Below are 25,737 nucleotides of genomic sequence, written 5' to 3'. Positions count from 1 at the left end.
GCAAAGGGCGGAAGGCAAACTCTCCTGTCGCGGGAAGACCATCGCAGCAGATCCGGTCAGCAGCCTTCGCGCCCTCATTTCAGTGCAAGCGTTCAAGCGAACCGATCAGCGCCGCCACATCCTCTGGCGTCGTGCGGTGGTTGGCGTAGGCCGCACGAAGCCAATGTTGCCCGCCGATCGTCGTGTCCGACAGGACGGCGGTGCCTTCATCCTGCAGCACAAGCATCGTTTCGATGTTCCGCGCCTTGCGTGTCGCCTCGTCTGGGCCGACATGCCGGAAGCAGACGATGTTCAGCCCGCAGCCGTGCATCACCTCGAACCCCTCGGTCGCAGACAGCCGCGCGCGCAGGTCGGCGGCAAGGTCGATGGTCCGGTCGATGATCTGGCCCATCCGATCTGCCCCCTGTTCCATCATACTCATCCAGAGCTTAAGCGCCCGGAACCCGCGCGAGGTCTGCAAGCCGTAATCGTATAGCCATTCCGCAGCGGCTAGCCCGCGGGTCGTCCCCTGAAGGTACTCTTGGTTCAGCGCGAAGGTCGCGCGGTGCAGGTCGCGGTCGCGGACAAGGCAGCACCCCAGCTCGAACGGGGCCTGCAACAGCTTGTGCGGATCAAGCGCGAGCGAGTCGCCAAGGTTCACACCTTCGACCAATCCCCGGTGGCGGGGGCCAAGCGCGATCAGAGCGCCGATGCAGCCGTCGATGTGGAACCACAGGTCCTCGGCCCGGCACAGGTCGGCCAGCGCAGGCAGGTCGTCGACCGCACCGCTGTTGACGGTGCCCGCCGTCGCGATGACGCAGGCAGGACGGAGGCCGGCGGCGCGATCCTCGGCAATGGCCTTTTGCAAGAGGGCGATGTCCATCCGGCAATCCGGCTCGGTCGGGATCAGGCGCAGGCAGGTCCGGCCAAGGCCCAGAACCTCGACAGCCTTGACGTGGCAGCCATGAACCTGAGCCGAGGCATAGAACCGCAGCGGCGGGGCGGCCTGTATCCCGTGCACCCTGACGTCCACGCCCGCCTTGACGTTGCGGGCCACCGTCAGAGCGACAAGGTTCGCCATCGACCCGCCCGAGACCAGGGTGCCGCTTGTGCCATCCGGCATGCCGGTCATCTGGCGGCACCAGTCGACAACCTGACGGTCGATGTCGGCGGCGGCGTGATCCCCGCCACCGAGGTTCGAGCCGACGATCGCTGCAAGGAAATCGGCCAGGGCGCCAGTGGGATTGCTGCCGCCCATGTACCAGGCATGAAAGCGCGGATGGATGTTGCCCATGGGATAGGGCAGCAGGTCGCGTTCCAGGGCCGCCACCACTTCGGTCAGGGGCAGCGGAGTCCGTGGCAGCGGCGCACGAAACCGCACGCGCACGTCTTCGGGCATCGGCTGCCAGGCCGGACGGGTGCGGATATCGCGGGTATGGTCAATGCCGGTATCCACCAGCTGGTGGGCCAGCGCGCGGAAGTCTTCCCAATCCACAGGGTCAAGCGAAGGGCTGATCATGCCGTAACCTCCAATTGATAGCCGGGTGTCGACAGCGAAATGGCGCGTTCCTCATCGTCCATGTCTTCCGGCATCGACTGGAAAAGCGGGGTGGAAAGGTACCGCTCGCCGGTGTCCGGCAGAATGACCAGGATGACGGTGACCAAGGCCGCAGTTTCTGCCAGTTTCAGCGCGACGGCGAGCGTGGCCCCGCCCGAAATGCCGGTCAGGATGACTTCGGTTCGGGCCAGACGCTGGGCCGTCGCAACGCCTTCGGGTCCAGCAACCGGTAGCACCTGGTCAAAGGCTCCGGCATCCAAGGCCTCTTGCAGGACGAAGGGAACGAAGTCCGGCGTCCAACCCTGGATCGGGTGCGGCTTGAACGCCGGGTGCGGCGCGGCGGGCGCACCGGCTGCCGTCCTCTCCTGTGCGCGCCCCGAGCCAACCAGCGCGGCGTTGGCGGGTTCGGCGAGTACCAACCTTGTCTCGGGCCGTTCGCGCCGCAGCACGCGCGAGATGCCGGTGGCGGTGCCGCCTGTGCCGTAGCCCGTCACGATGATGTCCAGCCGCTTGCCCGCGAAATCGGCAAGGATTTCCCGCCCGGTGGTGGCTTCGTGGACGTCGGCGTTGTCTGCGGTTTCGAACTGACGTGCCAGGAACCAGCCGTTCGCCACGGCAAGTTCGACAGCCTTGCGGTACATGCCAAGGCCCTTTGCCGCGCGCGGGGTCAAGACCACTCTGGCACCCAGCATCCGCATCAGACGCCGCCGCTCCACCGAGAAACTGTCGGCCATCGTCACGACCAGCGGATGGCCTTTCCGTGCGCAGACCATGGCAAGGCCGATGCCGGTGCTGCCGCTGGTCGCTTCCACCACGGTTTGCCCGGGATTCAACCGCCCGTCGCGTTCTGCTGCCTCGATGATGTTCAGCGCAAGCCGGTCCTTCACCGAAGCGCAGGGATTGAAGAATTCTGCCTTGACCAGGATATCGACCCCCGGCGGTGACAAGCTGCCAAGCCAGATGACGGGGGTATCGCCGACGGTATCAAGGATACTGTCGTAAATCCGTCCGCGGCCGGATGTGGTTCTGATCTGCTCGGGGGACATCGCATACTCCTGTCGCATGTTGGGGAACCATAGGTCTCATTCGGCCGCCAAGCTTGCAGACATCCTTCAGGAATTCTGCAGAACTCCCGGAGTCTGCTATGATCAGGCGATGATCTACCGATTTGCCTCATTTACGCTTGATCCCGAACGCGGCGACCTTCGCCGGAACGGCCAGCTTGTTTCCGTCGAACGGCAGGTCTGGGACCTGTTGCATCTGTTCGTCGCCAATGCCGACCGGCTGGTGGGCCGAGAGGAGATCGTGGCCCAGGTCTGGCACGGTCGGGCTATTTCCGACGCCGCTGTAGACAGCCGGATCAGTTCGCTGCGCCGGCTTCTGGGGGATTACGGGCAGCGGCAAGAGCACCTGAAAACGGTACACGGCCGGGGGTTCCGGTTCATTGCCCCGGTGCGGATTGAAGGCGCTCCCTTGGCGCAGAGCCTCAGCGGTGCGCCGTCGGTCGCGGTCCTGCCGCTGGTCGTCCTGACCGGCGCGACTGAGCTGCGACAGTTTGCCGACGCCTTCATCCATGACCTGATCCAGGCGCTGTCGCGGCTTCACTGGCTTGTGGTGATCGCCCGCGGCTCGACCTTCCGCTTCCGGGACGCGCAGACACCGACATCTGCGGTCGCGACGGCACTGGACGCCCGCTACGTGTTTTCCGGCACGGCCGAGGCACAGGGTCGAACGCGTGTCCTGTCCCTCTTGCTTGAGGACACAGCCACGGGTCGCATCGTCTGGAGCGATCGGAGCGAGTTCTCGACGGATGATGTGGCCGGCGCGCGCAACGCCATCGCCAGCCGGATCGCGGCCGAGATCGAATCCGACATCCCCGCACATGAGGCGCTGTCGGCCCTGGGGCTTGGCACCGAGGCGCTTGACGCCTGGGGGCATTATCATCTCGGGGTCGAACGGATGTACCGGTTCACCCGGGCCGACAACCGCGCCGCGACTGACTATTTTCAGCAGGCCTTGCGCCTGGATCCGCGTTTTGCAAGGGCGCGCGCCGGTCTGTCCTTCACCAGTTTCCAGGACGCCTTCCTGCATTATGCCACCCCGGAAAGGGCGATCCAGGCGGCCAGGGATCATGCAGAAGCGGCGATGAGTCTGGACCCGCGCGACCCCTTCGCAGCATTGCAGCTTGGACGCGCCTTCTGGTTGGAGGATGCCTTCGACGACAGCATCTTCTGGATCGGAAAGGCGATCGAGCTGAACCCCAACTACGCGCAGGCGCATTACTCGCTGGGACTGATCAACGCCCTGACCGACAACCCGGACCCCGCGATGGCCTGCAGCGGAAGCGCGCTGCGCCTTAGCCCGATCGACCCGCTGACCTACGGAATGATCGGCGTTAGGTCATTCGGCAGCCTGCAGCGCGGCGATCTGCAGGCAGCGGCAAGCCTTGCCGACCGCGCTGCCCGCACTCCGGGCGCCCATTTCGTCATTTCGATGATTGCATCTGCGATGAACGAGATCGCCGGCCACTCCGACCGCGCGGTCAGCTGGTCGGCGACCGCACGCGACAAGCGCCCGGATGCCAGCCGCGCCCAGTTCTTCAACTCGCTACGCTTTGTTCCCGGCGAAAGCCGCAGCCGAATTGACTCCGCCTTGGCCCGGCAAGGCTTTTGAAGAAGATGGCTATCGACTGATCGCTCCCGGGGGACAGCTTTGGACCGATCGCCGCCTTCGACGCCGGTCGGCAGGCTTCGCTACAGGTCGATCCCCTCGGAGAGGCTCAATGCATCCTCCATGTCTACGCCGAGGTAGCGCACCGTGCTGTCCATCTTCGTGTGGCCCAGCCGCAACTGGACGGCGCGCAGGTTGCCGGTCTTCTTGTAGATCTGCGCGACCTTAGTGCGCCGCATCGAATGCGTGCCGTAGGCGCTCGGTTCGAGGCCCAGCGACATCACCCAACCCCGGACGATCCGCGCATACTGTTGCGTGGACAGATGCGGGCTGCCATGGATCCGGCTGGGCCACAGGAAATCGAGCCCGATCATTTCGGGGTCGCGGATCCAAGTTTTGAGCGACAGCCGGGTGCTTTCGGTGATCTCGAAACGGACCGACTTGCCTGTCTTGCTCTGGATCATCGATGCGCGTTCCTTGACCCGTCCGCCGGCGAACACGTCCCGGACCCGCAGGGCGACGAGGTCGCACCCGCGAAGCTTGCTGTCCACGGCCATGTTGAACAGCGCGAGGTCGCGCGGGTTGCCCGCCATCTCGAGGCGGACCCGGATAGACCAGACGTGCCAGGGCAGGAGCGGGCGTTTCTGACCGATGCTGCGGCCCTTGTTCCAGGGAACGCGAGCAGGACGAAGGGCGGGGAGAAAATCGGCGGGCATGAGTATACCTCCTATCCACCGCGCCCACCCTTCTTCGGTCATGCCAACGGCCACAGGATACCACGTTTCGTGCCAGGAGTGGGGCACCGGGCGGGAAGCTGACAGTCGGGGCAAGCCAGATCTGGTTAGAAAGGTGCCAAGAACTAGGGCATCGCCAGTGAGGATGATCCTAAAGCACTGAGAGCGTGGTTGATCGGGCGCAAAGCACCATAAAGGTTGAGCCACAGGGCGTAGCGCGTATCCGCGCGGGTGCTTTCTGTGGGATGCGGGGTAAACATCCGGTCCGTTTTGACAAGCGCTCTGGTAGCGGTTGCAAGATCGGTCATGGCACCCGTCCCGATCCCTGCCATCACAGCAGCTCCGATAGCCCCTGGATCGCTGCCTTTGACCCGCTGGATGGGCCGACCGAGCACGTCGGCGCGAAGTTGTGCCCAGGTGTCCGACGCGAAACCACCCCCGCCTGCACGCAGGATCGTCGGCTTCGCGCCTGCCGACCGCTCCAGCGCTTCGAAGGCTAGGCGGGCGGAGAAGGCGACGCCTTCCAGAATCGAGGCTGCCATTTCGGCCGGGCCGTGACTTGCAGTCAGACCCGCAAAGCTGCCCCGAGAGGCCGTATCCCAGAGCGGCGCCCGTTCCCCCTGAAGGTGGGGCAGGAACAAGGGAGCGTCGTCGGTCACGACGATGGGCATTGTGGCAAGGTCCCGGGTCGAGCGGCCCAGCAGCCGGGCCGCCCAGTCAAGCGAGGCCCCTCCCGATTGTGTGGGGGCTGCGTGAAGGCGCAGGCCGCGCCAGTCGGGAAAGGTTATGATGCCCGGCTGGGGAAAAAGTTCGCTCGACATGATGCCAAGCACATCCGAGGTGCCCGAAAGATAGAACGCCTCGCCCTCTTGCGCCACACCAAGGCCGAAAAGGCTGGCCCAGGCGTCCATCACGCCAAGCACGACGGGGGTGTGTGCAAACGGCCAATCGGTGCTGACCCGGCCCACCACGGCAAACGGGTCGGCCAGCGGTGCAAGACGCCGCGCCGCGCCGTCGACGCCCGCTATCAGGCCTTCGGCATAGGTGAAAGCGGGAGTGACCAGACCGACGGCCGAGATCGGGTCAGTCAGCAGGGCTCCCGTCAGCCGCGCCAGAATCCAGTCGCGCGGCAAGAGGACATGAGCGGTCCGGTCCCATATCTCGGGGTGCGCTGCCTTCATCCAAGCCATTCGCGCAAGGGCATGGCTGGCATCGATCGGGATCGGCGCACCAAGCCAGGCGATCTTGTCCTCGGCAGAAACGGCGCGATCCAGGGCCGCGCCTGCCTGGGCGGCCCGGCCGTCCTGCCATACGATGGCGGGATGAAGGACGTTCAACGCAGCGTCGGCAAAGACATGCGTATTCACCTGTGACGTCAGGCACAGGGCGGCCGCGGACCCGTGCTTGGCAAACTGCTCCAGTGCCGCCCTGACAAGCCGCAGCCAGTCTTCCGGGTCCTGTTCAACGTGGCCGGCTGCGGGCCGCTGCGTTGGATAGCGCCCCGAAAACTCGGCCACGCGCTGCCCTGACAGGTCGATCATCACCGCCTTTACCGAGGTGGTGCCGATATCGATACCGATCAGATGGGTGGTGGACACGTTTCCCCCAAGGTGCAGGTCCGGTCGTGGCTTGCAATACCTCTGGACGCGGTAAGACTGGCCTGACAATCATTCCTCCGCAAGCATGAGATATGCATGGGGAGGGACCGGAAATGACGGGAATGACACGGCGCACGTTCGGGCGCATCGCGGGGCTGACACTGGCGACCGCACTGGCAACGGTGGGAAGCGCCGCTTTTGCTGAAGGCGAGAAGATCGCCGTGATCACGCCCTATCTGTCGCAGCCCGGGACGCAGTTCTATGTCGAAGCCTTCCAGGCCCGCGCCAAGGAGCTGGGCTGGGAAGTGAACGTCATCGACACGGCGGGCGATGTCGCGGCGGTCATCAGCCGGATGGAGGACGTCTCGGCGCAGGGCGTCAATGCCATCGTCCTGAACGTCGATCCGGCGCAGGTGGGCGCGGGGCTGGACGCAGCCGTTGCGGCCAACATTCCCGTCTTCGGCATGGACGCGGGAACGGACCCGCGCATAAAGGCCAACATCACCTCGAACGGCTATGCGATGGCAGCGGAAACCTCGGTTTATGTCGCCAATCGCATAGGTGGCGCTGGGAACGTCGTCATGTTCGTCTTCGATGCCTTCCCGCCGGTGCAGGTGCGCGGCGCGGTCGCTGACGCGGTCTTCAAGAACCATCCTGACATCACCGTGCTGGACCGCGTGACGCCCGATGTCTCGGACGGCGGCATCGCTGACAGCCGCGCCAAGATGGAAGCCATCCTGGCGGCGAACCCCGAACCCGGCAGCATCAAGGCGGTCTGGGCAGCATGGGACCAGCCGGCGCTCGGCGCTTTGCAGGCCATCGAGGCGGCGGGCCGGCAAGGCGAAGGGATCGTGATCACCGGCATCGACGCCAACCCGCAGGCGCGCGACGCCATCGCGGCGGGGGGGAACTTCGAAGCCTCGGTCGCGCAGGATTTCCAGGGCATTGGCGCCACGACGGCGGACACGGTGGCACGTGTGCTTGGCGGCGAGACGCTCAGGACCAACGTGATCTATGTCCCGACCAAGCTGATCACCAGCGCAAACGCCAAGGACTGAGGCCGAGGGGGCGGTTTATACCGCCCCACTGCCCCCTCTCCATGCCGGAATTGCGCCTGACGGGCATTGTAAAGACCTTCGGTGCCGCGCGGGCTCTCAGCGGGGCTGCGCTATCCCTGCGCGGTGGCGAGGTCCACGCCCTCATGGGCGAGAACGGAGCCGGCAAAAGCACGCTGATCCGCATCCTTGCGGGGTTGGAGAGTGCCGATTCCGGCGAAGTGACACTGGACGGAGCAACCTTGCGGCTGGGATCGCCGGCTCTGGCCAAAGCGGCGGGGTTCCGTTTTCTGCATCAGGAAAATCATGTAGTCGCGGCTCTGAGCGTGGCCGAAAACATGCACCTTTCGCGCCCCTATCCGCAGCGCCTCGGGCTGGTCCACTGGACAAGGCTCCGCAAGGCGGCCGCGGATGCACTTGGACGACTGGGGGCCTCCCATATCGACGCGCGGTCGGTGATGGGCTCGCTGGGGGCCGGCGACCAGATGCTGGTGCGGATTGCGGCCACCTTGCTGGACGACGGCGATGCCCCCTGGGCCTACGTGATGGATGAGCCGACGGCTGCCCTGACCGGGACCGAAGCGGAACGCCTGTTCAAGGCCATTTCCACGTTGAAGGCAGCCGGGGCGGCGGTCCTTTACGTCTCGCACCGCATGGACGAGGTGATGAGGCTTGCCGACCGTATAACCGTCCTGCGCGACGGTAAGCATGTGGCCACTTGTGACCGTGCGGCGACGGGTCGTGACGAGGTCATCCGGGACATGACCGGACGCGACATGGCGGACCTGTTCCCCCGGCGGGCGGTTACCTCTGGCTCTCCGGCGCTTTCGGTTCGGGATTTGCGGACCATGGGGCTGGGACCCCTGTCCTTCTCGGTGGCGCAAGGTGAAGTCCTGGGTGTGGCCGGTCTGTCCGGCTCGGGCCGCGAGGTCCTGTTGCGGGCGCTGATCGGCGCGGTGCCACGCGCGGGGGATCTTGCTTTAGGCGGAGTGCCCTTGGCGGCAAACCCCGCAGGGGCCTGGGCGCAAGGGCTGGCCTACGTCCCCGCCGAGCGGCGGACCGAAGGCGTGATGCCGCGCCGCGCGCTGGCCGAGACGGTTGCCTTGCCACATCTGGCGCGCCTGTCGTACCTGGGTTTCGTCCAGCGCGGAAAGACAGTCGGGCTGGTGCGTCGCCTGGCGCAGGACGTGCGGTTGAAGGCATCGGGACCCGACCAGCCGATCGCCGAGCTGTCGGGTGGCAACCAGCAAAAGGTCCTTTTCGCCCGTGCGCTGGCCGGAAACCCCGCGGTCCTGCTTCTGGACGAGCCGACGCGGGGCGTCGATGTCGGTGCCAAGTTCGACATCTACACGCTCATCCGTGACCTGGCTGCGAAGGGGACGGCGGTCATCGTCGTGTCCTCCGACCTGCCCGAGCTGATTGGCCTGTCGGACAGGATCGCCATCCTGAACGCCGGGCAGATGTCCCAGGTCCTGCCCGCCGCCGGATTGACCGAGGCCGACCTGCTGACGGCCTGCTACCAGAAGGAAAGCTGACCTATGGCATCGTTCCTGCGGCACTACGGATCGCTTTTCGGCATGGCGGCGATCGTGCTCTTCTTCTGGATCGCCCTGCCCGACACCTTCATGACCCTGCGCAACTGGCTGAACATCAGCCAGCAGCTTTCAATGCTGATCGTGGTGGCCGTGACGATGACGGTGGTCATGGTGATGGGCGACTTCGATCTTTCCGTAGGGGCGATGGCATCTCTGTCCGGGGTGGTCGCGGCGGTCATGTTCACGCAAGGCCTTCCGGTTCCGGTCGCCCTTGCCGCGGCCCTGGCCGTCGGTCTCTTGGGTGGGCTTGCCAATGGAATCCTGGTCAGCCTGGTCGGCATCCTGCCGTTCGTCGCCACCCTGGCGACCATGACCATGTTCTCGGGTGCAGCCTTTCTGATGTCGGGCGGCAAGACCATATTCGGGCGGGATATTCCGCAGGCCTTCGCCGATTTCGCCCGCTCCGGCCTGCCCTTAGGCACCTGGGGCGGAAACCCGGTCCTTCTGCCTGCCCTGACGGTGGTTGCGGCGGTGGTGACCCTGTTCGTCTGGGTCGTTCTTGAACACACTACCTATGGCCGCAGGCTTTATGCCATTGGCGGCAATGCCGACGCTGCGCGGTTGGCGGGTGTGAGGGTCGCGCAATTACGGCTTTCGGCGTTCGCCTTCACCGGAATGGGGGCGGCGCTTGCGGGAATCATGTATGCCTCACGTGTCGCCTCGGCCAATCCGGTGCAGGGTGACGGCCTTATGCTGACAGCGATCGCGGCGGTGTTCCTTGGCATGACGGTGACGCGCGATGGGCAGCCCAATGTGCTGGCCACGGTGGCTGGAGTGGTCACGTTAGGGGTTATGGACAATGGGCTGACGCAGCTGCAGGTCGACAGTTATGTGCGGCAGGTCCTGGTGGGCGCGATCATCCTGTTGGCGGTGTCGATCAGTGCGCTGGGTCGCCGGACGATCCGACATCGATGAGGCGAGACGAATGCGCGGTCGTCGCTGCGTCCACTCGAACAATATGGTCAGGGGCGAGGGAGCGGCATGGCAAGATGCGCATCGCGTGCGAAGCGGCTCGTCGGGCAAGTACCACGTCCACGGCCAGTATCCGGCCTCGGGAGCGGACGAAAGCAGTCATTCGACCCAAGGCTTAGAAACAGATGATCTCCGCCTCGGCCCCAGCACGGTGCAGGTCTGCCACAAAGCTGTTTGCCGGTGCCGTGTCGCGGAACAGCGTCGAGCGTTCGCCCGAGGTCTGGCGCATTTCCAGAACCGTCTCTGCCAGTACGTACCGTTCATAGGGAAGAACCGTCGCGATCACGTCGATGGCACAAGAGCATTGCCGTAGCGCTTCGGCGGTCTGGCCATTCACGGCCATGCAGCCGAAGACGTATTCGGCCCGCGCTTCGGTCGGGTAGTCGTTCAGCGGCAGCGTCTGGGCCGCCACGGGTTGAAGTGAAAAAGCCAAAGCGGCACAGGTCATCGCTCGGGTCATTCGCGGTCCTTTCCTGCATCCGTCAGGGCAATGGTTTCGTGGTATCCTTCAGCGGTCGCGCTGAGTTCCAGGATGTGGCCGGGAACGTCGTCTGAGACCAGGAACCGCAGGGCCAGATCCGCGAACCCTCCCATCCGCGCGCGGTTCGGGTCATCCTTGAACGGATGCAGCGTCAGTGCCTGTGCTTTGAGCGGGCCATCGCCCCGCGACAGATCCAGGTCTTCCGTCGCGCCGCCGTCCCGCAGCGCGTCCTTGATCCGGTTGCGGATGTAGAACGGGCTGCCGCCTGTCAGGTCGGCCATGCTGCGCGAGACGGATTCGAGGAAGACCAACAGGACAGGATTGCCGCCTTCGACGGGAAAATCCGGCAGGCTCTGGCTGCGGCCGTCCGTGATCATTTTAAGGGTCAGCCGAGGGGCACCCTCGTCCGGCTTGACCAGGATCAGGCTGCCATCGGTCAGCGGTCGGAACCCGGGCGCCTCGAGTCCGCTGCGCAGGTGGCTGTAATGGATCTCTTGCCCCGTCGGGTGATCTTCAAGCACCGCTTCGGCGAAAAGGCTGTCGACGACGGGGTCCGCCAGGACCGGCACGGCAAAGGAAAGCAATAGGGCCAAAATCACCCTGGACTGTAGGATCATGTGCGTTCTCCGACCAGGCGCAGAAGGGCGTCTTTCAGTTCATCGGGGTGGATCGGCTTTTCCAGCACGCGGATGCCGTGGCGACCGCAGCTGCGGACCATCGCAGCGTTGCGGTGGGCTGTTACGATGACGGCGGGGATGTCGGCACCGCTGAGTTCTCGCAGGCTGGTGATCGTCCGAAGGCCCGTGTCGCTGCCGCCCAGGTGGTAGTCTGCAAGGATCAGGTCGGGCAGTCCGCCCGACTGCGCGAGGGCCGCCCGCGCCCCGGCCGTGCCTTCAACCACATGCGTCCGCATTCCCCAGCTGTCCCGCAGGATCACCGCATAGCCGTGCTGCATGGCGGCGTTGTCCTCGACGATCAAGGCGTTCACCCCGCGCAGCCGATCTCGGTCGAGGCGCGATCGGACGCCTGTGCGACGCGTGGGGGCGCTGCGGGTGACGATCTTCAGCCCGATGCGGAAGACCGAGCCGCGGCCGGGTTCGCTGTCCAGCGTGATCGGGTGGTCCAGTTTGGCGCAGGCGCGCTTGACGATGGACAGCCCAAGTCCCATCCCGGGCTCGCCCCGGCGGTCCTGCTCCAGCCGGTGGAACTCGGCGAAGATCTGGTCGCGGTCCCTGGCCGGGATGCCGATGCCTGTGTCGTGCACCTCAAGCCAGGCTTGCTCGCCGCGGCGCCGCGCGCCCACAAGGACACCGCCGCGTTCGGTATACTTGATGGCGTTCGACACCAGGTTCTGCGCAATGCGGCGCAGGAAGACGGGGTCGCTGTCTACGGCCAGCGAACTGCGGGCGAAGCGCAGATGCAAACCGCGCGCGGCGGCGGGGGCGTCGAATTCGTCGCGCAGGCGATCAAACAGCGCATTCAGGCTGACCGGCTTGCGGTTGAACTCGATGCGCTGCGAGTCGAGGCGCGAGATGTCCAGGACAGCCCGGATAAGCTCTTCCACGGACTCGAAGGCATTGCCCAGCCGTTTCACGAGGTCGGTCTGTTCCTCGCCCAGTTCCATCGTCGCAAGCGTCGCCAGAAAAAGCCGCCCCGCACTGAGCGGTTGCAGAAGATCGTGGCTTGCCGCGCGAAGGAAGCGGGTCTTGGACCGGTTCGCCTCTTCGGCCGCCATCCGGGCCGCGGCAAGTTCGTGGTTCTTCTGGCTTAGGTCGGCAAGCGCCCGCTCAAGATCGCGGTTGCGGGCCGCGACTTCCTTCTCCAGCGCCAGCGCCGCCTGGAACAGCGACCAGGCCGAGCCGCGGGTCTTGTCGTAATGGTCAAGCCGCTCAATCAAGGCGGCGTTGATGCGACCGAGTTTCTCGATCCGGCGTTCAAGATCGTCGCCGTCGCGCAGCATTCACGGCCTCTCGGGATCAAGGAAGGCCAGCCCGACGAAGGTCTGGTTCATGTGCATGCCGCCATGCTGTTCGCCGAAGGTGTTGAAGCCGGCCATGTTGTAGCGGTGGAAGATGTCCCTGATAACAGAGCCGAGCCCGGCATGTTCCATCGCCAGCCGGCGCAGGATGCAGTCGAAGGACAGGATCAGAGAGGGCGTCGCGGGCAGGTCGCGCAGCATGGCCTCGAAGCCCTCGGTCAGGTCCTCGGCCAGTCCCAGCGACATCACGGCCCCGGTGTCGATCGAGGACATGAGGAGAAGGCCCCCCTCCTCGGTCTGCTGGCGGATCGCGCGGACGAAGTAGCGGCCCCCCATGTTCACCAAGAGCGGATGGCGGGCGAAGACCAGCGGCGACAGCTCACCCGTCGGCACGCCAACCATGCGGGCATATTCCTCGGCTGCGGGTTCGGCGTTGATTTCCAAAAGCAGCCGTTCCGCGGGGTTTGCGCGGGTGACGATCATCCGGGTGTCCGTGGCGCGGAAGTGGTCGAAGATCAGGTCGCGCACGTCCAGATCGGTCTCGATCAGGCAGAAGATCGCGGCATCGCGCAGCACCGCCTGGTCAGCGACCACGAAGGTCTGCGAAACCTCAAGGTCGCCGCCCGCCGAGCCGCCCATAATCATGACATGCGGCAGGGCTGCGTCCAGGGTGGCGACCAGCACTTCCTCCTGTTTCGACGACCCATCGACCAGAAGGATCCCGAACAGCCGACGCCCGGGGTCCGAGCGGAACCGCGAAAACAGGTCTCGCAACCCCGTCATCCAGCGCGTGACGGGCAGCCGGGACAACTCGTCCAGAACCAGAAACTCGGACCGGAAGCTTCGGCTCGGAAAGCCGATGGCTACGGCGGTCCCATTGCAATAGCCCTCGCCCGACAGCTCTCCGGCCGACGAGCAGCCGACGACATGGGCGCCGGGCCGCAATCCCTTCCGCAGTTCGGCCGCGAGCACCGGAAGTGTCGCACTGGGCGAGGCAAAGACCAGCACAAGATCGGGGTCTGCGGGCGCAATGACGGACAGAAGCTTTGCCGCCGCGGAAGTCACGTCGCCCATATGGATCGTCGCCTGGACCGGGGTGGCAATCTGCGAAGCGGCGGACGTCGTCACCTTCTCCGGCCCCCTTAGCCGTTCAATTGCCGTCGAACAGCTTGATCGACTTCGCCAGCAGCACGATCTGCGTGCGGCGCCGCGCGCCAATCTTGCTCATGATGGCGGCGATGTGGGTCTTCACGGTCGCCTCCGAGATGTTCAGATCGTAGGAGATTTCCTTGTTGGCCCGGCCCAGGCAGATCTCGCGCAGGATCCGCACCTGCTGGTTCGTCAAAGAGGCGAAACGCTGTGCGATCTCTTCCAGGTCCGGGCGGGCGGGATTCTTCGGGGCGTCGTCGGGATCGTAGCCATCCGGCGTGACGCGCTCGCCCGACCAGACCCGTCGCAGCGCGGCGCACATCTCGTCCCGGCCCAGCGACTTACTGATGTAACCCTGTGCCCCCGCCGCCATCAAGGCGCTGATCATCGCGGGGTCCTCATTGGCCGAAATCACCGCGATGGGCACGCCCGAGGCGACGCGGCCCAAGGTCACGATCCCCTCGGACCCCTTGGCATCCGGCAGGTTCAAATCCAGCAGGATCGCATCCGGGAGCTTGTCGTACTTGAGCCGCTGGATGGCCGCGGCCAGGTTCCGTTCGCACCGCGTCTGGCGCAGACCGAACGCGACGCGCAGCGTCAGGGTCAGGGCCTCACACATCAAAGGGTGATCATCGACAATCAGCAGGTCATTGATGGTGAGCATGACTCCGGGTGTCGAGCCCGGGGGCTCGGCGAAAGTCTGGTGCCGCATGTGTTCCTCCCTTGCCGCGCCAGGCCACGCTTGCGCGGATCAGAAATAAACGCCGGACGAGGGCTCCAGGTTCCTCATCTCCCGGTTGTCGTGAAAGTTTTCCTCTCCCCGAGAATGACAGGTTTCCGGCCGCAGGTATCTCGTACTTTGGGTTGAATTTACGGACGTGGATCACCGTGTCATGGTTGGGAAAATCCGGAGGATTGAACATGTTCAACCGCATCTGCCTAAGCGCTGCGGCTCTGGTTGCCGTGCTTTCGGCACCGCTGACCGCAAGCGCCGAGGAGTTGACGATCGGCACGCTTGCCACAGGCACGGTCCGTTGGGAATTGGACACGATCCAGCACTACGGCCTGGACAAGGCCGAGGGGTTCGACCTGAAGATCACCGAACTGGCAGGCAACCCGGCGACCCAGGTGGCGCTGGCGGGCGGCGAGGTCGATGCGATTGTCTCGGACTGGCTTTGGGTCGCCCAGCAGCGGGCCGAAGGCCAGAACTACGTCTTCATCCCCTTCTCCACCGCCGTGGGCGCCCTTCTGGTGCCGGCAGACAGCCCGGCGCAGTCGCTTGCCGATCTGAAGGGGAAGAAGATCGGCATCGCTGGCGGGCCGGTGGACAAAAGCTGGCTGATCCTGCGCGCCTACGCCCGCCAGGAAACGGGCGAGGATCTGGCTGCAGTGACCGAGCAGGTGTTCGGCGCACCGCCCGTCATCTATGAAGCGGGTCTATCGGGCGAGGTCGACGGCGCGATCAACTTCTGGAACTTCCTGGCCAAGATGAAGGTCCACGGCATGCGCGAACTGATCTCGGTTGCCGATGCCGCGACGGCCCTGGGCCTTGACCCCGCAACGCCGCTTCTCGGCTATGTAATGGACGAGGCGTTGGTTCAGGAAAAGCCGGAACTCGCCGCCGCCTTGAAGCGCGCCTCGCGGTCGGCAAAGGACTTGCTTCTGACGGACGATGCCGCCTGGGACCGTCTGCGCCCGATGATGAACGCCGAGGACGATGCCGAATTCGCCGCGCTGCGCGAGGGCTGGCGCCAGGGCGTCCCCGCCGACGCCCCGGTGGATGAGGCCAATGCCGCCAAGGTCTTTGCCCTGATGGTGGAGCTTGGCGGAGAGGAGCTTCTGGGCACGGTCACGCAACTGCCCGAAGGCATCTTCTACAACGGTGACTAGCGGCATTCCCCAAGGCAGGCGGACGGGCGGGCTGGTTTCTGCCGTCCTGTCGCTGGCGGCCTTTCTGGCGCTTTGGGCCATCGTAGCAGCCCTGGTGGCCGAGCCGATCACCATGCCCGGCCCCATGAAGGTCGGGACTGTGCTCATGGACGAACTCGCCTCGGGCCGGTTGATCTCGCACACCGGGATCACGCTTCTGCGGGTCATCGCCGCCTTCGTCGTCGCGATGGCCATCGGCGTCGCGCTCGGCCTGGTCCTGGGCCGCAGCCGAACGACGGACACCTGGGTAAATCCCTGGCTGGTCATCCTGGTCAACATGCCCGCGCTGGTCGTCACGGTCCTGTGCTACATCTGGATCGGCCTGAACGAAGTCGCGGCCGTCGCCGCCGTCGTCATCAACAAGGTTCCGCTCGTTACCGTCATGGTGCGCGAAGGGGCCCGAGCCCTGCGGCCCGACCTCGATGACATGGCGCGGATCTTCCGCATGACCCCTTCCGCCAGGCTGCGCCACGTCGTACTGCCGCAGATGGCCCCCTACATCGCGGGGGCCGCCCGTGCGGGGTTGTCCCTGATCTGGAAGATCGTGCTGGTGGTGGAATTTCTGGGACGCTCCAGCGGCGTGGGCTTCCAGATTCACCTCAACTTCTCGATGTTCCGGGTGGCGCATATCCTGGCCTATGCCTTCGCCTTCATCCTGGTCATGCTGGTGATCGAATATCTGATCCTGCGGCCGCTGGAGCGCCATGCCGGGCGGTGGAGGCAGGATGGACATTGACATCAGGGCCAAGTCCTTCTCCGGGCGCCCCGTGCTGGGCCCGATCCGGCTTTCCCTGGCCCAGGGGCAAAGGGTGGCGATCCTGGGCCCGTCGGGCATCGGCAAGACCACCTTCTTGCGGATCGTGGCGGGACTGGACGCGGACTTCGACGGGACCGTCAGCCCGGAGGGCCGCACCACAGTCGTGTTTCAGGAGCCAACCCTCCTGCCCTGGCGCACGGCGCTTGAGAACATCACCTTACCTGCCGGGGTAACACCCGAGGTGGCGCGCAAGCTGATGGCCGAGGTGGGGTTGGGCGGGAAGGAAGTGCTTTATCCGCGCCAGCTCTCACTTGGGCAGCAGCGGCGGCTTGCCCTGGCGCGGGCCTTTGCACCCTCGCCCACCACCCTCTTGATGGACGAACCCTTCGCCTCGCTGGACGCCGAAACGGCAGGGCGTATGCTGGACCTGACGGCAGAGCTTCTGGACCGCGCCGGGGTGTCGCTGATCTTCGTGACCCATGACCCGACCGAGGCCGCGCGCCTGAAGGCAGAGCCGCTGACGCTTTCCGGCAGTCCGGCCACGCTGGACGGCTAGAGCCCGGTCAGGGGAAAGCTCTGATCAAAGACATTGCCCTCTGTGTCTTCGGCATGAACGGTGATCCGTTCGGCACCGTTGTCGAGAAAGCGGAACTGAAAGACGGGGTCTTCCGAGATCGAGATCCCGGCCGTGATCTTGAACAGAAGGTCGTCGCCCTGCCGCACCTCCAGCAGATCCACGAAATGCGCGGGAATGTTGAGGAGCGTCACCTGGTCTCGCTGGAATCCGGTGGTGTTCGGGTGCCGCAGCATCAGCTTTGCGTTGTGGCGCGTCCTCGTGCCCTCGGTTTCCGAGGACAGGATCTGGAACCGCATCTGCCCCATCTCGGCCATCAGGGCCGTCAGGTCCTTGGACGCCGGGGCGGCGCAGCCTCCGCTCGCCTTGACGAACCGCCCCGCCAGCACGCTCGCCGTGTCGGTCGTCGCGATGGCGCGCACGTTGGAATAGGCGTTCACCCGAAGCCGCAGTTCCATGTCCAGGGGCAGCATCGCCGGGCCAAGCGTGATCTCGGCGGCGACCGGGGCGGGGTTTTCGTCGATCACCACCGTCAGCGCCTGGATCGGCGGGGCGCCGGGCGGCTGCGTCAGGTGGACCGGGACGAAGGCGGGGTCCGCGGCGCGGAATGGTGCTTCCAGAAGCAGAACCCTGGAGTTCTCGGTGGCGCTCTCCCCGGCGGGGACAAGGGCCTTCAGCTCCTGCCAGGCGGGACTGTCCACCAGCGGATTGTCCTGCGCCAGACCCGGCGCAGCGCTCAGCAGGACGACAAGGACGGCGGTCCGAATGGCGTGCATGACGCATCCTCCCCGTCCCGATTACCGCACGTCGCGGGCCGTGGGGCGAGTCGTACTTTCGGTTGATCCCCCCAGGGCCGGCGATGCGCTAGACTGATCGCAGGAGGCATCCCATGTTCCATCTGGTCGTCACGGCCTGCCTTGCAGCTGATCCTTCGATCTGTGCCGAGCGACTGTTGCCCACACCCGGGACGCTGACCGAAGCCGCGTGCATCGCGGGCGCCGAGGCCCGGATCGCAGCTTGGATCGCCTTGCACCCCGACCTCGCCCCAGGCGACTGGCGCTGCCGCCCGACCGGGGACCTGCCCTATCTCGACCTGACCGAGATCGCGCCCAAGGTTCTGGTTCACCCTGGCCAGTCCGAGCCTGTCTCCGTCGAGAATGGCGGCGACATCGCCAACCTTGGTGTGGTCCTTGGCGACAGCGTGGCCGTCATCGACCCGGGCGGAAGCCGCGCTATCGGCGAGCGTCTCTACGCCGCGATCCGGCGGATCACCGACAAGCCGATCACCCATGTGATCCTCACCCACATGCACCCCGACCACATCTATGGCGCCGAGGTCTTTGCCGAGGCTGGGGCAAAGATCATCGGGCACCGCAACCTGCCCTCCGGGATAGAGCGGCGAGAGGCGGCCTGGGCCGAAAGCATCCCGCTTCAGGCCGGGGCATTGGCGATGCTCGGCACGCGCGCCATACCGCCCCACCGCACGATCGCCGCGCCCGAGAAGATCGATCTTGGTGGCGCGACCTTGCGACTGACGCCGGAGGCGACGGCGCACACGGACAACGACCTGACGGTCTTCCATCTGGAAAGCGCCACGCTTTTCACCGGGGATCTGGTCTTTGCCGGGCTGACCCCCTCGCTCGATGGCTCGCTGACGGGCTGGCTGAGTTGGCTCGAACAGGCTCCATCCCCCCTGCCGCACCGCATCGTCCCCGGCCACGGGCCCGTGGAGATGGAGTGGAACAGCGGCACCGCGCCGCTGCGCGCCTACCTGACGGCCCTTGCCGACCAGACCCAGGCCGCGATCCAGGCAGGCGAGGCGATGAGCGATGCTGCCACACATGTCGGGGCCGACCAGCAGGACGGCTGGAAGGGCTTCGCCGAGATCAACGCCCGCAATGCCATTGCCGCCTTCAAGGAGCTGGAGTGGGAATAGGCAGATGCCCAGCGATCGCCCGTCCCAATGCGAAGACGCGTTGTTCCAGGATCACCGGCGTCTCGCAGACATAGGTCAGCTGCGCCTGCCGGTCGGTGAAGATCCGGATGTCCCAGTCAAGTTTCGCCTCCTCGGCGTCGATCTTGTCGAAGTCAGGGTTTTCGGACGCAGAGAGCCGCGCCAACTCGGCCCGCCGTGCGTCGATCTGGTTGCTCAGCACCATCTGCTTTTCGGCATAGCGCGCAATGCCTGCCATGATGCGGCTGCGGTAGGGGTCGATCCGGTCGAAGACGGCCACGAAAAGGGCGGTCAGCTCCTCGGCGCTGGCGCCCTTGGCAAAGGTGGCGATCTCCGCCTCGGCCTCTTCCAGCGAAACGCGCCGCTGCTCCAGCACCTGCGCCAGCGCCGCAATGTCGGGGCGCTGCGCAAGTTCGGTTGCTGCATCGTCCGGGGGCGGACCGGGCCAAAGCTGGCCTATGGACAGATGCGGCTGCTTCCGCTGGATGCAGGGCCAGGTGTGGTCCGCCGGACCCTCGGCCAAGGCCGGGCTAGTCAGCAGAAGGGCGACGACGAGCATTGGTTTCATGCGGCTTGTCCTTTCCGGCGGACCCAGAGGCCCTTCGCGGGGTCGTACATGTAGACCGCCGCTGCGAAGAAGGCGGCGAAACCTCCGGCGGTGACCAGGAACGCGGTTGGCTGGAACTGGAGGTAGAGTGCAAAGCGGATCAGCTCGACGGCATGGGTGAAGGGGTTCACCGCACAGATCCAGTACAGAAGCTCGCTGGATTCCTGCATCCGCCAAAGGGGATAAAGCGCGGAGGATGCGAAGAACATCGGGAAGATCAGGAAGTTCATCACGCCCGCAAAATTCTCCAACTGCCGGATGGTCGAGGACACGAACAGCCCCAGCGCCCCCAGCATCAGGCCGGACAGGACCAGCGCGGGCAGGACAGTGAGGTAGCCCAGGACGGGCGGCCTGACGTCCCAGGCCCAGGCGATCAGCAGGAAGGCATAGACCTGCAGGATCGACACAAAGACCCCGGCCATCAGCTTGGACAGAAGCAGGAACCAACGCGGCGCAGGGCTGACGAGCAGCGTCCGCATCGCCCCCGTCTCGCGGTCGTAGACCATAGAAAGCGAGGACTGCATCCCGTTGAAAAGCTGGATCATCGCGCAGAGGCCGGGGGTGACATAGACCTCGTAAAGGACATAGGTCTGGTAGGGCGGCGTGATGGAAAGGCCCAGCACCGCGCGAAAGCCGGCGGCGAAGATGAAGAGCCACACCAGCGGCCGAACCAGGGCCGAGACGAAGCGGCCGCGCTGGTTGACGAAGCGCAGTGCCTCGCGCCAGACGATGCCGCGGAAGACGATGGTCCAGCCGCGCCCGGTCATGCCTCGGCCCCCGTCAGCGCTAGGAAGGCGCGCGTCAGTCCCTCCTTGCCCGCCAGGTCGCTCGCTGGTCCATGCGCCAGGACCGCGCCCTGGTGGAGGATGTAGACCAGATCCTCGGGCGCGATCTCGTCCAGGATATGCGTGGCCCAAAGGACCGAGACGCCACCTGCCGTCAGCCCCCGGACCAGCGCCAGCACCTCGCGACGCGAGCGGACATCAAGGCCGGTCGTCGCTTCGTCCAGAAGCAGAAGATCCGGCCGGTTCATCAGGGCGCGCGCAATCTCGGCCCGGCGTTGCTGGCCGCCCGAAAGGGCCGCGACCTTCATCTTCGCCTTGTCCGAAAGACCCACCTCGGCCAGCACCTCGGCCATCCGAGCGCGGGCGGTGGCCCGGTCCGTCCCGTGCAGCGCCGCGTGGTAGGCCAGGTTTTGTGCCACCGTCAGATCGCTGTCCAGGGCGCGGGTCTGGAATACCACCCCCAGCCGGGCCAGCGCCGCACCGGGTGCGCGACGCATATCGTGCCCTGCCACGCGGATCACGCCGCTGGTGTTGTCATAAAGCCGGGTGACCAGCGAAAAGAGCGTGGTCTTCCCTGCCCCGTTCACCCCGAGCAGCGCCACGAACCGCCCGCGTGGCACCACCAGGCTGACATCCCACAGCGCCACGGCCCGGCCGAAGGCATGGCTGACCCCAAGAACCTCCAGCGCCGGGGTGTCCATGGCGTCCCCCTAGTCCGGCGCCACCACGATGCCCCAGGGCTGCTGCCCCACGGGGACCGATCGCACGACCTCCAGCGCTTCCACGTCGATCACCGAAATATCGTTGGAATTGCCGTTCGTCGTGAACAGAAGGCTCTCATCGGGCGTGAAGGCCAGTTGCCACACGCGCTGGCCGACCAGCAGGTAATCCGTGACCTCGAAGGTCGCCCCGTCGATCACCGCCACCCGGTTTGCCGGTCCCAGCGCCACAAAGACCCGGGACCCGTCCTGCGTGATCTTCAGCCCCACCGGCTGGATGGCCTCGGGCAGGACGCCGGGGATCGCGAAACCGATCTTGTGGATGACATCCTTGGTCGCAACGTCGATCACCGCGACCGTGCCGCCGATCTCCGCCGTCACGTACAGTAGCTTCCCGTCCGAGGTGAATTGCGCATAGCGCGGGCGCTGGTCCACCAGCACGTTCGCCACGATCTGCGACGTCGCCGTGTCGATGAAATGCGCCATGTTCGTGGTCTCGGAGGTGTTCACCACATAGGCCCCGTCGGGCGAGATCGCCATCCCCTCCGGCTCCACACCCACCGGCACCTCGGCGAGCATCCTGTGCGACTTCACGTCGACGATGGTGACCAGATTGTCGTCCTCGTTCGCGATGTAAAGCGGATTGCCCGAAGGGTGCAGCACGAACAGTTCCGGGTCCGGCCCGGAGGGAAGAGTGTGCGTCTCGGTGTAGGTCTCCGTCTCGAACACCCGCACCGTGTCATCGTCCGAGGCGCAGACGTAAAGCTCTTTCCCGTCGGGCGAGATGGTGATGCCGCGCGGCCGGTTCCCGGCGGGGAAGGTGGCGATCACCTCCAGCGTCTCGCTGTCCAGAACCGTGATGTCGTTGCCCTTCTCGTTGCTGACGTAGACCTTGTTGGCAAGCGCGGGCTGGGCGAGCAGGACAAGCGAAATGGCGGCAAGACGCATTACAGACCTCATGGGAAAGAGCATTCGGTTTCGGGACGATCCCTGCCCAGCGTGTCCAACTGCGAGACCTGATGCAGGAACGCCTCCTGCGGCGAGACCGAGACGGCCAGCGCCCCGGTCGTCAGGAGGATCGGCTGGCGCAGCTGGTGGTCCCAGTCGCGCAGGGTCAGCTTCTGTCCCTTGAAGCCCGCAACTTCGAAATCCGGCGACAGGATATGGTCGCGCAAGGTCGCCGGATCGGCCGAGCCGGTCCGCGTCGCCGCCTCGCCGATGATCCGAACGGCAAGCCATGCCTGGTAATCCTCTTCCCGCATCGGACGCCCTGTCATCGCTTCAAAGCGGTTCTGGAACTGGGTTGCGCCCCAGGCCTCCAGTGCCGGATGCCATGTGCGGGGAACCAGCCCTGCCGAGCCCGCCACCGGTCGCGCGTCCCAGGTCTGGTAGGGCAGGTATTCGGCGAAGATCCCGGTTTCGTCGGCGACAACCAGGATATCGTGCTCCCCTGCCCCCTGCGTAAAGACCGGCATCTGCTTCTGCACCTGGACATGGCCCGTGTCGGTGCGCCGCGCGCCGCCCGTGTCCTCGTAAAGCCGCTCCTCGACGATTTCAGCACCGAACTTGGTGGCCGATGTGCGAAAGGCAGACGCGAAATCAGCATCGGCGGGATGGCTGCCATGCACCAAAAACCACTCGTCCCACTTCTTCCACGCCAAGAACTGCGCCAGCGCATCGGCGAGCATGGCGTGACTGGGGGCCACGTGAACCACGTTGGATCGGCACTCCCTGCCCCGCAGCCCATCGCCCCGCGCCTGTGCGTTCAGGACCAGAGCCCGGTCGCCCACCGCATCGGCCAGCGCCAGCGTGGTGGCATCGTCGGCCAGAAGCACCACGAAGCCCGCGCCCCCCGCCAGTGCCGTCTCCAGCGTGGCGGCGGCGGTGTCGGGCGTGGCGGTGAATTCGGCCGTCTCGAAGGTCTGACCCAGGAAGCTTCCGGTGGTGGCGTTGTCCTCCGTCCCGAGCCGTGCCCCGGCAAGGCCAAGGTCGGCAGGCGGCAGATCCAGGCGCGAGATCGGTGGCAGGCCCGCCACGTCTACCCGCAGCACTGCAATACGGATCAGCGTCTCGGCCAGCCCCGGGGCCGGTGCCAGAAGCCCCAACAGGCCAAGCGCCACGAAGATCCGCATTGGTCACCTCCCGGTTGATTGGGCCACAGGGGTGCGCAAAGGGTCAACTCAACCAAAAGGCTGAGGACGGAGACGCGGATTTCATCCTTCCGTCCGATTGTGGCACTCTTGGTGCCGGCTCATTCTGTGGAGATGAAAGCCGCCCTTGCCCTGCTCTTCTTCGCAGTTCCCGCCCTTGCGCAGGACGTGCCCGCACCAGGTCGGGTGGCCTTCTTCGGGGTGCAGTTCGTTGACATGTCCACGGAAGGTGCGATGAACGGCATCCGGACGGACGAGACGGCGCGGACCGAAATGGCCAACGCCTATGTGGCCGAGGACATGACGGCGCGCGGGTTCACTCTGGTGCCGATTTACCCTGTCGCCGATCGGCTGAAGGCGATCGCCAACCCCGCCGACTGCAATGGCTGCGACACGGCCCTCGCGCAAGAGCTTGGCGCGGACTATGCGCTGACGGGCGAGGTGCGGAAGATCTCGAACCTGATCCTCAGCCTTAAACTGAACCTGCGCGATGTAGAGAGCGGGAAGATGCTGAGGGCGGGAACCGTCGACATCCGTGGCAACACCGACGAAAGCTGGCAACGCGGGTTCAGGTATCTTCTGCGTAACCTGATCTTCCGGAAGTGACCTTATTCGAACGGCTGGACCCGCGTGAGCGGCGGGTTGTCGGGCAGCGTCACCCAGCCCTCGGGCCCGTCAGGATACCAGTTGACCTGGGTATACCCCATCTCCAGCGCCCGTTTGGCGACATTCCAGGACATCCAGCACTCTGCCCGGCAGAAGATGACGATGGGTTGGTCCTTGTTGCCATTCGTCGCCTTCTCCAGCCCGGTGCGGAGATAGGCCTCCTCCTCGGGCGACAGCGCCTCGAACCCGGTGTTCGGCAACCAGATCGCGCCCGGAATGCTGTCTCGTGGCTTGTCGCGCCAGATCGTGTCCTTGGGCAGGTCGGCGGGTTTCACGTCGCGGGGCATCACGTCGATGAAGACCGCTGTCCCCTCGCGGTGAAGCCGCGCAGCCGCGTCGTTGTCGATGACCACCGCACCCGCCAGCGTGGCTGGCACCGGCGCAGAGTAGGGCGGGCCGCGATAGCCGTCGGGTTCAGGCACCTCGGCCAGGGCCGGTCCCGCCAAGAGCGCGAGGACCAGCACCAGTCTCATGGCGCTGTTTCCTTCAACGCGCTCCCCTGATCGTCGACCAGTGGCACCCCCGCCTCGCGCAGGATGGCGTCGAGTTCGTCCTGATTGCGCCGGATCAACGAGTTCAGCTCGCGCTTCCAGTCCTGGTCACTCGGCCGGACGCCCATGGTGATCCGGTAGAAAAGCTTCGGACTGGCGGTTTCCTTCAGGAGCGGTATCACGGTCAGCGCAGCGTCTCCCTTGGTCAGCGGTCCGCCGATCGGACCCCACAGGATCGCCGCGTCGATCGCACCCGATTTCAGGTCGGCCAGCATGTCTCTGGCGGGGTCCTGCACCCGGCGGTCGACGATCAAGGGATAGGGCTTGGCCAGCGCCATCAAGCCGTTCACGGCCACATGCGTGGCCGGAGGCGTTCCGGCGACGATGCCGATATGCTTACCCTGAAGCGCGGGGTCCGACAGCGTCTGGACCTTCGCCAGGGGATCGTCGCTGCGCGTCACCAGCACGTAAACCGAAGTGTAGTAATGGTTGGTGTTCTGCACCAGTTCATCGCCTTGGGCATAGCCGATCACCACGTCGCACAGCCCGGCGCGCAGCGTCTTACGGATGAAGCCCGGCCCCATCGGGAACCATGTTGTCTCAAGCGGGCGGTCCAGGCGCTCGGCCAAAAGCTCCGCGATTTCGTTCTCGAAGCCTTTGGTTTTTTGACCCGAGAGGGGCAGGTTCGCCGGATCGGCGCAGACCCGGAAGGTGGTGGAGGATACCAAGTCAGCCGTCTGTGCCGAAACTCCGCCCCCTGCCAATAACGATGCCAGGAAGATGCCGGCAGCTGTTCGCATCTCAGTTGTCCATGCAGGACGCTTCATTGGCTGCGGCCTCCTCGCTCTTGTCAGCCCGCTTGGCCGGTCGCCCCCGAGGCACCGCATCGACGCCGCGGGCCTTCAGGTAGGTGTAGATATCGTCGAGGTAGCACATCACGTTGGGATTGGTGCCAAAGGACGGCATCACCGAGTTCTGCCCCCCGCCCACCTTCTGCCGGCCCTCGGCCACGACGCCGATGAAATCGTAGTAATCCATCGTCACGGCCGAATTCTTCAGGGCGGGCGCGTAGGTCGATCCTTCGCCATCCGGTCCGTGGCAGACGTGACATTCCGCATGGTATCGGCGGAAACCCGAGAACGTGGCCCAGTCCACCGTTCCGTCCTCCTCGACCTTGAAGGTCGGAATGCCCTCGGCCGTCACCCAGCGCCCGTTTTCCTCGCGGTCGGCCACCAGGTTCGGGTCGGTTTCCTGTGCTTGCAGTGGCGTCGCAACCAGCGCGATCATCCCCACAGCTCTGATAAGATCGGTCTTGGGCATTCTGCGGTATTCCCTC

The 25,737-nt window shown here is 65.5% G+C and carries 27 protein-coding genes; 9 read left to right on the top strand and 18 right to left on the bottom strand.

Features of this window, described 5'->3' with window-relative positions; translation table 11 throughout:
- Positions 1-79: 79 nt before the first annotated feature.
- Together ACE3Q6_RS11510 and ACE3Q6_RS11505 are read right to left on the bottom strand one after the other, a co-directional pair.
- Complete coding sequence (locus ACE3Q6_RS11510; RefSeq protein WP_374432380.1) at positions 80-1,498, bottom strand: aspartate aminotransferase family protein; 1,419 nt, start codon at positions 1,496-1,498, stop codon at positions 80-82.
- Positions 1,495-2,583 (bottom strand): PLP-dependent cysteine synthase family protein, encoded by a 1,089-nt coding sequence (locus ACE3Q6_RS11505; RefSeq protein WP_374432379.1) that lies wholly within the window; start codon positions 2,581-2,583, stop codon positions 1,495-1,497. The genes ACE3Q6_RS11510 and ACE3Q6_RS11505 overlap by 4 nt, the downstream gene beginning before the upstream one ends.
- A gap of 109 nt (positions 2,584-2,692) precedes the next feature.
- On the opposite strand from ACE3Q6_RS11505, the gene ACE3Q6_RS11500 reads away from it, so the two are divergent.
- Entirely contained in the window at positions 2,693-4,210 is a 1,518-nt protein-coding gene (locus ACE3Q6_RS11500) for a winged helix-turn-helix domain-containing tetratricopeptide repeat protein (RefSeq protein ID WP_374432378.1), read from the top strand.
- 80 nt (positions 4,211-4,290) lie between these two features.
- Here the strand turns inward: ACE3Q6_RS11500 and ACE3Q6_RS11495 are convergent, their stop codons facing one another.
- Positions 4,291-4,923 carry a tyrosine-type recombinase/integrase gene (locus ACE3Q6_RS11495; RefSeq protein WP_374432377.1) on the bottom strand — a complete coding sequence of 211 codons (633 nt, stop codon included), beginning with the start codon at positions 4,921-4,923 and terminating at the stop codon, positions 4,291-4,293.
- A gap of 143 nt (positions 4,924-5,066) precedes the next feature.
- Complete coding sequence (locus ACE3Q6_RS11490; RefSeq protein ID WP_374432376.1) at positions 5,067-6,539, bottom strand: FGGY-family carbohydrate kinase; 1,473 nt, start codon at positions 6,537-6,539, stop codon at positions 5,067-5,069.
- Between the two features lie 122 nt (positions 6,540-6,661).
- Here ACE3Q6_RS11490 and ACE3Q6_RS11485 point away from each other — a divergent pair, with 122 nt between their 5' ends.
- Genes ACE3Q6_RS11485 through ACE3Q6_RS11475 form a run of 3 tightly spaced genes read left to right on the top strand, consistent with a single transcriptional unit; the run spans position 6,662 to position 10,104 of the window.
- Complete coding sequence (locus ACE3Q6_RS11485; protein WP_374432375.1) at positions 6,662-7,597, top strand: substrate-binding domain-containing protein; 936 nt, start codon at positions 6,662-6,664, stop codon at positions 7,595-7,597.
- 41 nt (positions 7,598-7,638) lie between these two features.
- Positions 7,639-9,129 carry a sugar ABC transporter ATP-binding protein gene (locus tag ACE3Q6_RS11480; RefSeq protein WP_374432374.1) on the top strand — a complete coding sequence of 497 codons (1,491 nt, stop codon included), beginning with the start codon at positions 7,639-7,641 and terminating at the stop codon, positions 9,127-9,129.
- Positions 9,130-9,132: 3 nt separating this feature from the next.
- Positions 9,133-10,104, top strand: a complete 972-nt coding sequence (locus ACE3Q6_RS11475) for an ABC transporter permease (protein WP_374432373.1) — start codon at positions 9,133-9,135, stop codon at positions 10,102-10,104.
- Positions 10,105-10,276: 172 nt separating this feature from the next.
- On the opposite strand, the gene ACE3Q6_RS11470 is transcribed toward ACE3Q6_RS11475, so the two are convergent.
- Genes ACE3Q6_RS11470 through ACE3Q6_RS11450 form a run of 5 tightly spaced genes read right to left on the bottom strand, consistent with a single transcriptional unit; the run spans position 10,277 to position 14,481 of the window.
- The gene (locus ACE3Q6_RS11470) at positions 10,277-10,621 is read right to left on the bottom strand and encodes a hypothetical protein (protein WP_374432372.1); all 345 of its coding nucleotides are present in this window, start codon (positions 10,619-10,621) and stop codon (positions 10,277-10,279) included.
- Entirely contained in the window at positions 10,618-11,259 is a 642-nt protein-coding gene (locus ACE3Q6_RS11465) for a hypothetical protein (RefSeq protein ID WP_374432371.1), read from the bottom strand. Before ACE3Q6_RS11465 ends, ACE3Q6_RS11470 begins: the two co-directional genes overlap by 4 nt.
- Positions 11,256-12,602: a hybrid sensor histidine kinase/response regulator gene (locus ACE3Q6_RS11460; RefSeq protein WP_374432370.1), complete on the bottom strand. Its 1,347-nt coding sequence runs from the start codon at positions 12,600-12,602 to the stop codon at positions 11,256-11,258. Before ACE3Q6_RS11460 ends, ACE3Q6_RS11465 begins: the two co-directional genes overlap by 4 nt.
- The gene (locus ACE3Q6_RS11455) at positions 12,603-13,748 is read right to left on the bottom strand and encodes an FIST N-terminal domain-containing protein (RefSeq protein WP_374432369.1); all 1,146 of its coding nucleotides are present in this window, start codon (positions 13,746-13,748) and stop codon (positions 12,603-12,605) included.
- A 22-nt stretch (positions 13,749-13,770) separates the two neighbouring features.
- Complete coding sequence (locus ACE3Q6_RS11450) at positions 13,771-14,481, bottom strand: response regulator (RefSeq protein WP_374432368.1); 711 nt, start codon at positions 14,479-14,481, stop codon at positions 13,771-13,773.
- A gap of 209 nt (positions 14,482-14,690) precedes the next feature.
- Here ACE3Q6_RS11450 and ACE3Q6_RS11445 point away from each other — a divergent pair, with 209 nt between their 5' ends.
- From ACE3Q6_RS11445 to ACE3Q6_RS11435, 3 genes are read left to right on the top strand one after another with little or no spacing between them, the layout of a single operon-like run.
- Positions 14,691-15,659, top strand: a complete 969-nt coding sequence (locus ACE3Q6_RS11445) for an ABC transporter substrate-binding protein (RefSeq protein WP_374432367.1) — start codon at positions 14,691-14,693, stop codon at positions 15,657-15,659.
- Positions 15,652-16,434, top strand: coding sequence for an ABC transporter permease (locus ACE3Q6_RS11440; RefSeq protein WP_374432366.1), 783 nt, complete (start codon positions 15,652-15,654; stop codon positions 16,432-16,434). The genes ACE3Q6_RS11445 and ACE3Q6_RS11440 overlap by 8 nt, the downstream gene beginning before the upstream one ends.
- On the top strand, positions 16,424-17,011 hold the full coding sequence (locus ACE3Q6_RS11435; protein WP_374432365.1) for an ABC transporter ATP-binding protein: 588 nt from the start codon (positions 16,424-16,426) through the stop codon (positions 17,009-17,011). The genes ACE3Q6_RS11440 and ACE3Q6_RS11435 overlap by 11 nt, the downstream gene beginning before the upstream one ends.
- On the opposite strand, the gene ACE3Q6_RS11430 is transcribed toward ACE3Q6_RS11435, so the two are convergent.
- Positions 17,008-17,805, bottom strand: coding sequence for a quinoprotein dehydrogenase-associated SoxYZ-like carrier (locus ACE3Q6_RS11430; RefSeq protein WP_374432364.1), 798 nt, complete (start codon positions 17,803-17,805; stop codon positions 17,008-17,010). The genes ACE3Q6_RS11435 and ACE3Q6_RS11430 overlap by 4 nt on opposite strands.
- A gap of 113 nt (positions 17,806-17,918) precedes the next feature.
- On the opposite strand from ACE3Q6_RS11430, the gene ACE3Q6_RS11425 reads away from it, so the two are divergent.
- The gene (locus ACE3Q6_RS11425; protein WP_374432363.1) at positions 17,919-18,965 is read left to right on the top strand and encodes a quinoprotein relay system zinc metallohydrolase 2; all 1,047 of its coding nucleotides are present in this window, start codon (positions 17,919-17,921) and stop codon (positions 18,963-18,965) included.
- Here ACE3Q6_RS11425 and ACE3Q6_RS11420 read toward each other — a convergent pair.
- The 5 genes from ACE3Q6_RS11420 to ACE3Q6_RS11400 are packed head-to-tail and all read right to left on the bottom strand — an operon-like array spanning position 18,943 to position 23,226.
- On the bottom strand, positions 18,943-19,551 hold the full coding sequence (locus ACE3Q6_RS11420) for a hypothetical protein (RefSeq protein WP_374432362.1): 609 nt from the start codon (positions 19,549-19,551) through the stop codon (positions 18,943-18,945). The two genes, ACE3Q6_RS11425 and ACE3Q6_RS11420, sit on opposite strands and share 23 nt — an antisense overlap.
- Positions 19,548-20,357: an ABC transporter permease gene (locus tag ACE3Q6_RS11415; RefSeq protein ID WP_374432361.1), complete on the bottom strand. Its 810-nt coding sequence runs from the start codon at positions 20,355-20,357 to the stop codon at positions 19,548-19,550. Before ACE3Q6_RS11415 ends, ACE3Q6_RS11420 begins: the two co-directional genes overlap by 4 nt.
- Positions 20,354-21,076 carry an ATP-binding cassette domain-containing protein gene (locus tag ACE3Q6_RS11410; RefSeq protein ID WP_374432360.1) on the bottom strand — a complete coding sequence of 241 codons (723 nt, stop codon included), beginning with the start codon at positions 21,074-21,076 and terminating at the stop codon, positions 20,354-20,356. The genes ACE3Q6_RS11415 and ACE3Q6_RS11410 overlap by 4 nt, the downstream gene beginning before the upstream one ends.
- Before the next feature lie 9 nt (positions 21,077-21,085).
- Entirely contained in the window at positions 21,086-22,042 is a 957-nt protein-coding gene (locus ACE3Q6_RS11405; protein WP_374432359.1) for a YVTN family beta-propeller repeat protein, read from the bottom strand.
- Between the two features lie 8 nt (positions 22,043-22,050).
- Positions 22,051-23,226: an ABC transporter substrate-binding protein gene (locus ACE3Q6_RS11400; RefSeq protein WP_374432358.1), complete on the bottom strand. Its 1,176-nt coding sequence runs from the start codon at positions 23,224-23,226 to the stop codon at positions 22,051-22,053.
- 132 nt (positions 23,227-23,358) lie between these two features.
- Here ACE3Q6_RS11400 and ACE3Q6_RS11395 point away from each other — a divergent pair, with 132 nt between their 5' ends.
- A complete protein-coding gene (locus ACE3Q6_RS11395) occupies positions 23,359-23,850 on the top strand; it encodes a DUF3280 domain-containing protein (RefSeq protein ID WP_374432357.1) in 492 nt (163 codons plus the stop codon).
- Positions 23,851-23,852: 2 nt separating this feature from the next.
- On the opposite strand, the gene ACE3Q6_RS11390 is transcribed toward ACE3Q6_RS11395, so the two are convergent.
- Genes ACE3Q6_RS11390 through ACE3Q6_RS11380 form a run of 3 tightly spaced genes read right to left on the bottom strand, consistent with a single transcriptional unit; the run spans position 23,853 to position 25,721 of the window.
- On the bottom strand, positions 23,853-24,383 hold the full coding sequence (locus tag ACE3Q6_RS11390; protein ID WP_374432356.1) for a PQQ-dependent catabolism-associated CXXCW motif protein: 531 nt from the start codon (positions 24,381-24,383) through the stop codon (positions 23,853-23,855).
- Positions 24,380-25,228, bottom strand: a complete 849-nt coding sequence (locus ACE3Q6_RS11385) for a substrate-binding domain-containing protein (protein WP_374432355.1) — start codon at positions 25,226-25,228, stop codon at positions 24,380-24,382. Before ACE3Q6_RS11385 ends, ACE3Q6_RS11390 begins: the two co-directional genes overlap by 4 nt.
- Positions 25,203-25,721: a c-type cytochrome, methanol metabolism-related gene (locus ACE3Q6_RS11380; protein ID WP_374432354.1), complete on the bottom strand. Its 519-nt coding sequence runs from the start codon at positions 25,719-25,721 to the stop codon at positions 25,203-25,205. Before ACE3Q6_RS11380 ends, ACE3Q6_RS11385 begins: the two co-directional genes overlap by 26 nt.
- Positions 25,722-25,737 lie beyond the last annotated feature (16 nt).

Origin of the sequence: Tabrizicola sp. (assembly GCF_041913445.1) — a bacterium.
In the GTDB taxonomy this organism is placed as follows: domain Bacteria; phylum Pseudomonadota; class Alphaproteobacteria; order Rhodobacterales; family Rhodobacteraceae; genus Tabrizicola.
Note: the sequence above shows the minus strand (reverse complement) of the source record. Positions and strands in the feature narration are given on the sequence as shown.

What these genes read in the sequence shown, in the direction of transcription:
- ACE3Q6_RS11510 (WP_374432380.1), bottom strand. Translation starts at nt 1,498, where the DNA reads ATGATCAGCCCTTCGCTTGACCCTGTGGATTGGGAAGACTTCCGCGCG.
- ACE3Q6_RS11505 (WP_374432379.1), bottom strand. Translation starts at nt 2,583, where the DNA reads ATGTCCCCCGAGCAGATCAGAACCACATCCGGCCGCGGACGGATTTAC.
- ACE3Q6_RS11500 (WP_374432378.1), top strand. Translation starts at nt 2,693, where the DNA reads ATGATCTACCGATTTGCCTCATTTACGCTTGATCCCGAACGCGGCGAC.
- ACE3Q6_RS11495 (WP_374432377.1), bottom strand. Translation starts at nt 4,923, where the DNA reads ATGCCCGCCGATTTTCTCCCCGCCCTTCGTCCTGCTCGCGTTCCCTGG.
- ACE3Q6_RS11485 (WP_374432375.1), top strand. Translation starts at nt 6,662, where the DNA reads ATGACACGGCGCACGTTCGGGCGCATCGCGGGGCTGACACTGGCGACC.
- ACE3Q6_RS11480 (WP_374432374.1), top strand. Translation starts at nt 7,639, where the DNA reads ATGCCGGAATTGCGCCTGACGGGCATTGTAAAGACCTTCGGTGCCGCG.
- ACE3Q6_RS11475 (WP_374432373.1), top strand. Translation starts at nt 9,133, where the DNA reads ATGGCATCGTTCCTGCGGCACTACGGATCGCTTTTCGGCATGGCGGCG.
- ACE3Q6_RS11470 (WP_374432372.1), bottom strand. Translation starts at nt 10,621, where the DNA reads ATGACCCGAGCGATGACCTGTGCCGCTTTGGCTTTTTCACTTCAACCC.
- ACE3Q6_RS11465 (WP_374432371.1), bottom strand. Translation starts at nt 11,259, where the DNA reads ATGATCCTACAGTCCAGGGTGATTTTGGCCCTATTGCTTTCCTTTGCC.
- ACE3Q6_RS11460 (WP_374432370.1), bottom strand. Translation starts at nt 12,602, where the DNA reads ATGCTGCGCGACGGCGACGATCTTGAACGCCGGATCGAGAAACTCGGT.
- ACE3Q6_RS11450 (WP_374432368.1), bottom strand. Translation starts at nt 14,481, where the DNA reads ATGCGGCACCAGACTTTCGCCGAGCCCCCGGGCTCGACACCCGGAGTC.
- ACE3Q6_RS11445 (WP_374432367.1), top strand. Translation starts at nt 14,691, where the DNA reads ATGTTCAACCGCATCTGCCTAAGCGCTGCGGCTCTGGTTGCCGTGCTT.
- ACE3Q6_RS11435 (WP_374432365.1), top strand. Translation starts at nt 16,424, where the DNA reads ATGGACATTGACATCAGGGCCAAGTCCTTCTCCGGGCGCCCCGTGCTG.
- ACE3Q6_RS11430 (WP_374432364.1), bottom strand. Translation starts at nt 17,805, where the DNA reads ATGCACGCCATTCGGACCGCCGTCCTTGTCGTCCTGCTGAGCGCTGCG.
- ACE3Q6_RS11425 (WP_374432363.1), top strand. Translation starts at nt 17,919, where the DNA reads ATGTTCCATCTGGTCGTCACGGCCTGCCTTGCAGCTGATCCTTCGATC.
- ACE3Q6_RS11420 (WP_374432362.1), bottom strand. Translation starts at nt 19,551, where the DNA reads ATGAAACCAATGCTCGTCGTCGCCCTTCTGCTGACTAGCCCGGCCTTG.
- ACE3Q6_RS11415 (WP_374432361.1), bottom strand. Translation starts at nt 20,357, where the DNA reads ATGACCGGGCGCGGCTGGACCATCGTCTTCCGCGGCATCGTCTGGCGC.
- ACE3Q6_RS11410 (WP_374432360.1), bottom strand. Translation starts at nt 21,076, where the DNA reads ATGGACACCCCGGCGCTGGAGGTTCTTGGGGTCAGCCATGCCTTCGGC.
- ACE3Q6_RS11405 (WP_374432359.1), bottom strand. Translation starts at nt 22,042, where the DNA reads ATGCGTCTTGCCGCCATTTCGCTTGTCCTGCTCGCCCAGCCCGCGCTT.
- ACE3Q6_RS11400 (WP_374432358.1), bottom strand. Translation starts at nt 23,226, where the DNA reads ATGCGGATCTTCGTGGCGCTTGGCCTGTTGGGGCTTCTGGCACCGGCC.
- ACE3Q6_RS11395 (WP_374432357.1), top strand. Translation starts at nt 23,359, where the DNA reads ATGAAAGCCGCCCTTGCCCTGCTCTTCTTCGCAGTTCCCGCCCTTGCG.
- ACE3Q6_RS11390 (WP_374432356.1), bottom strand. Translation starts at nt 24,383, where the DNA reads ATGAGACTGGTGCTGGTCCTCGCGCTCTTGGCGGGACCGGCCCTGGCC.
- ACE3Q6_RS11385 (WP_374432355.1), bottom strand. Translation starts at nt 25,228, where the DNA reads ATGAAGCGTCCTGCATGGACAACTGAGATGCGAACAGCTGCCGGCATC.
- ACE3Q6_RS11380 (WP_374432354.1), bottom strand. Translation starts at nt 25,721, where the DNA reads ATGCCCAAGACCGATCTTATCAGAGCTGTGGGGATGATCGCGCTGGTT.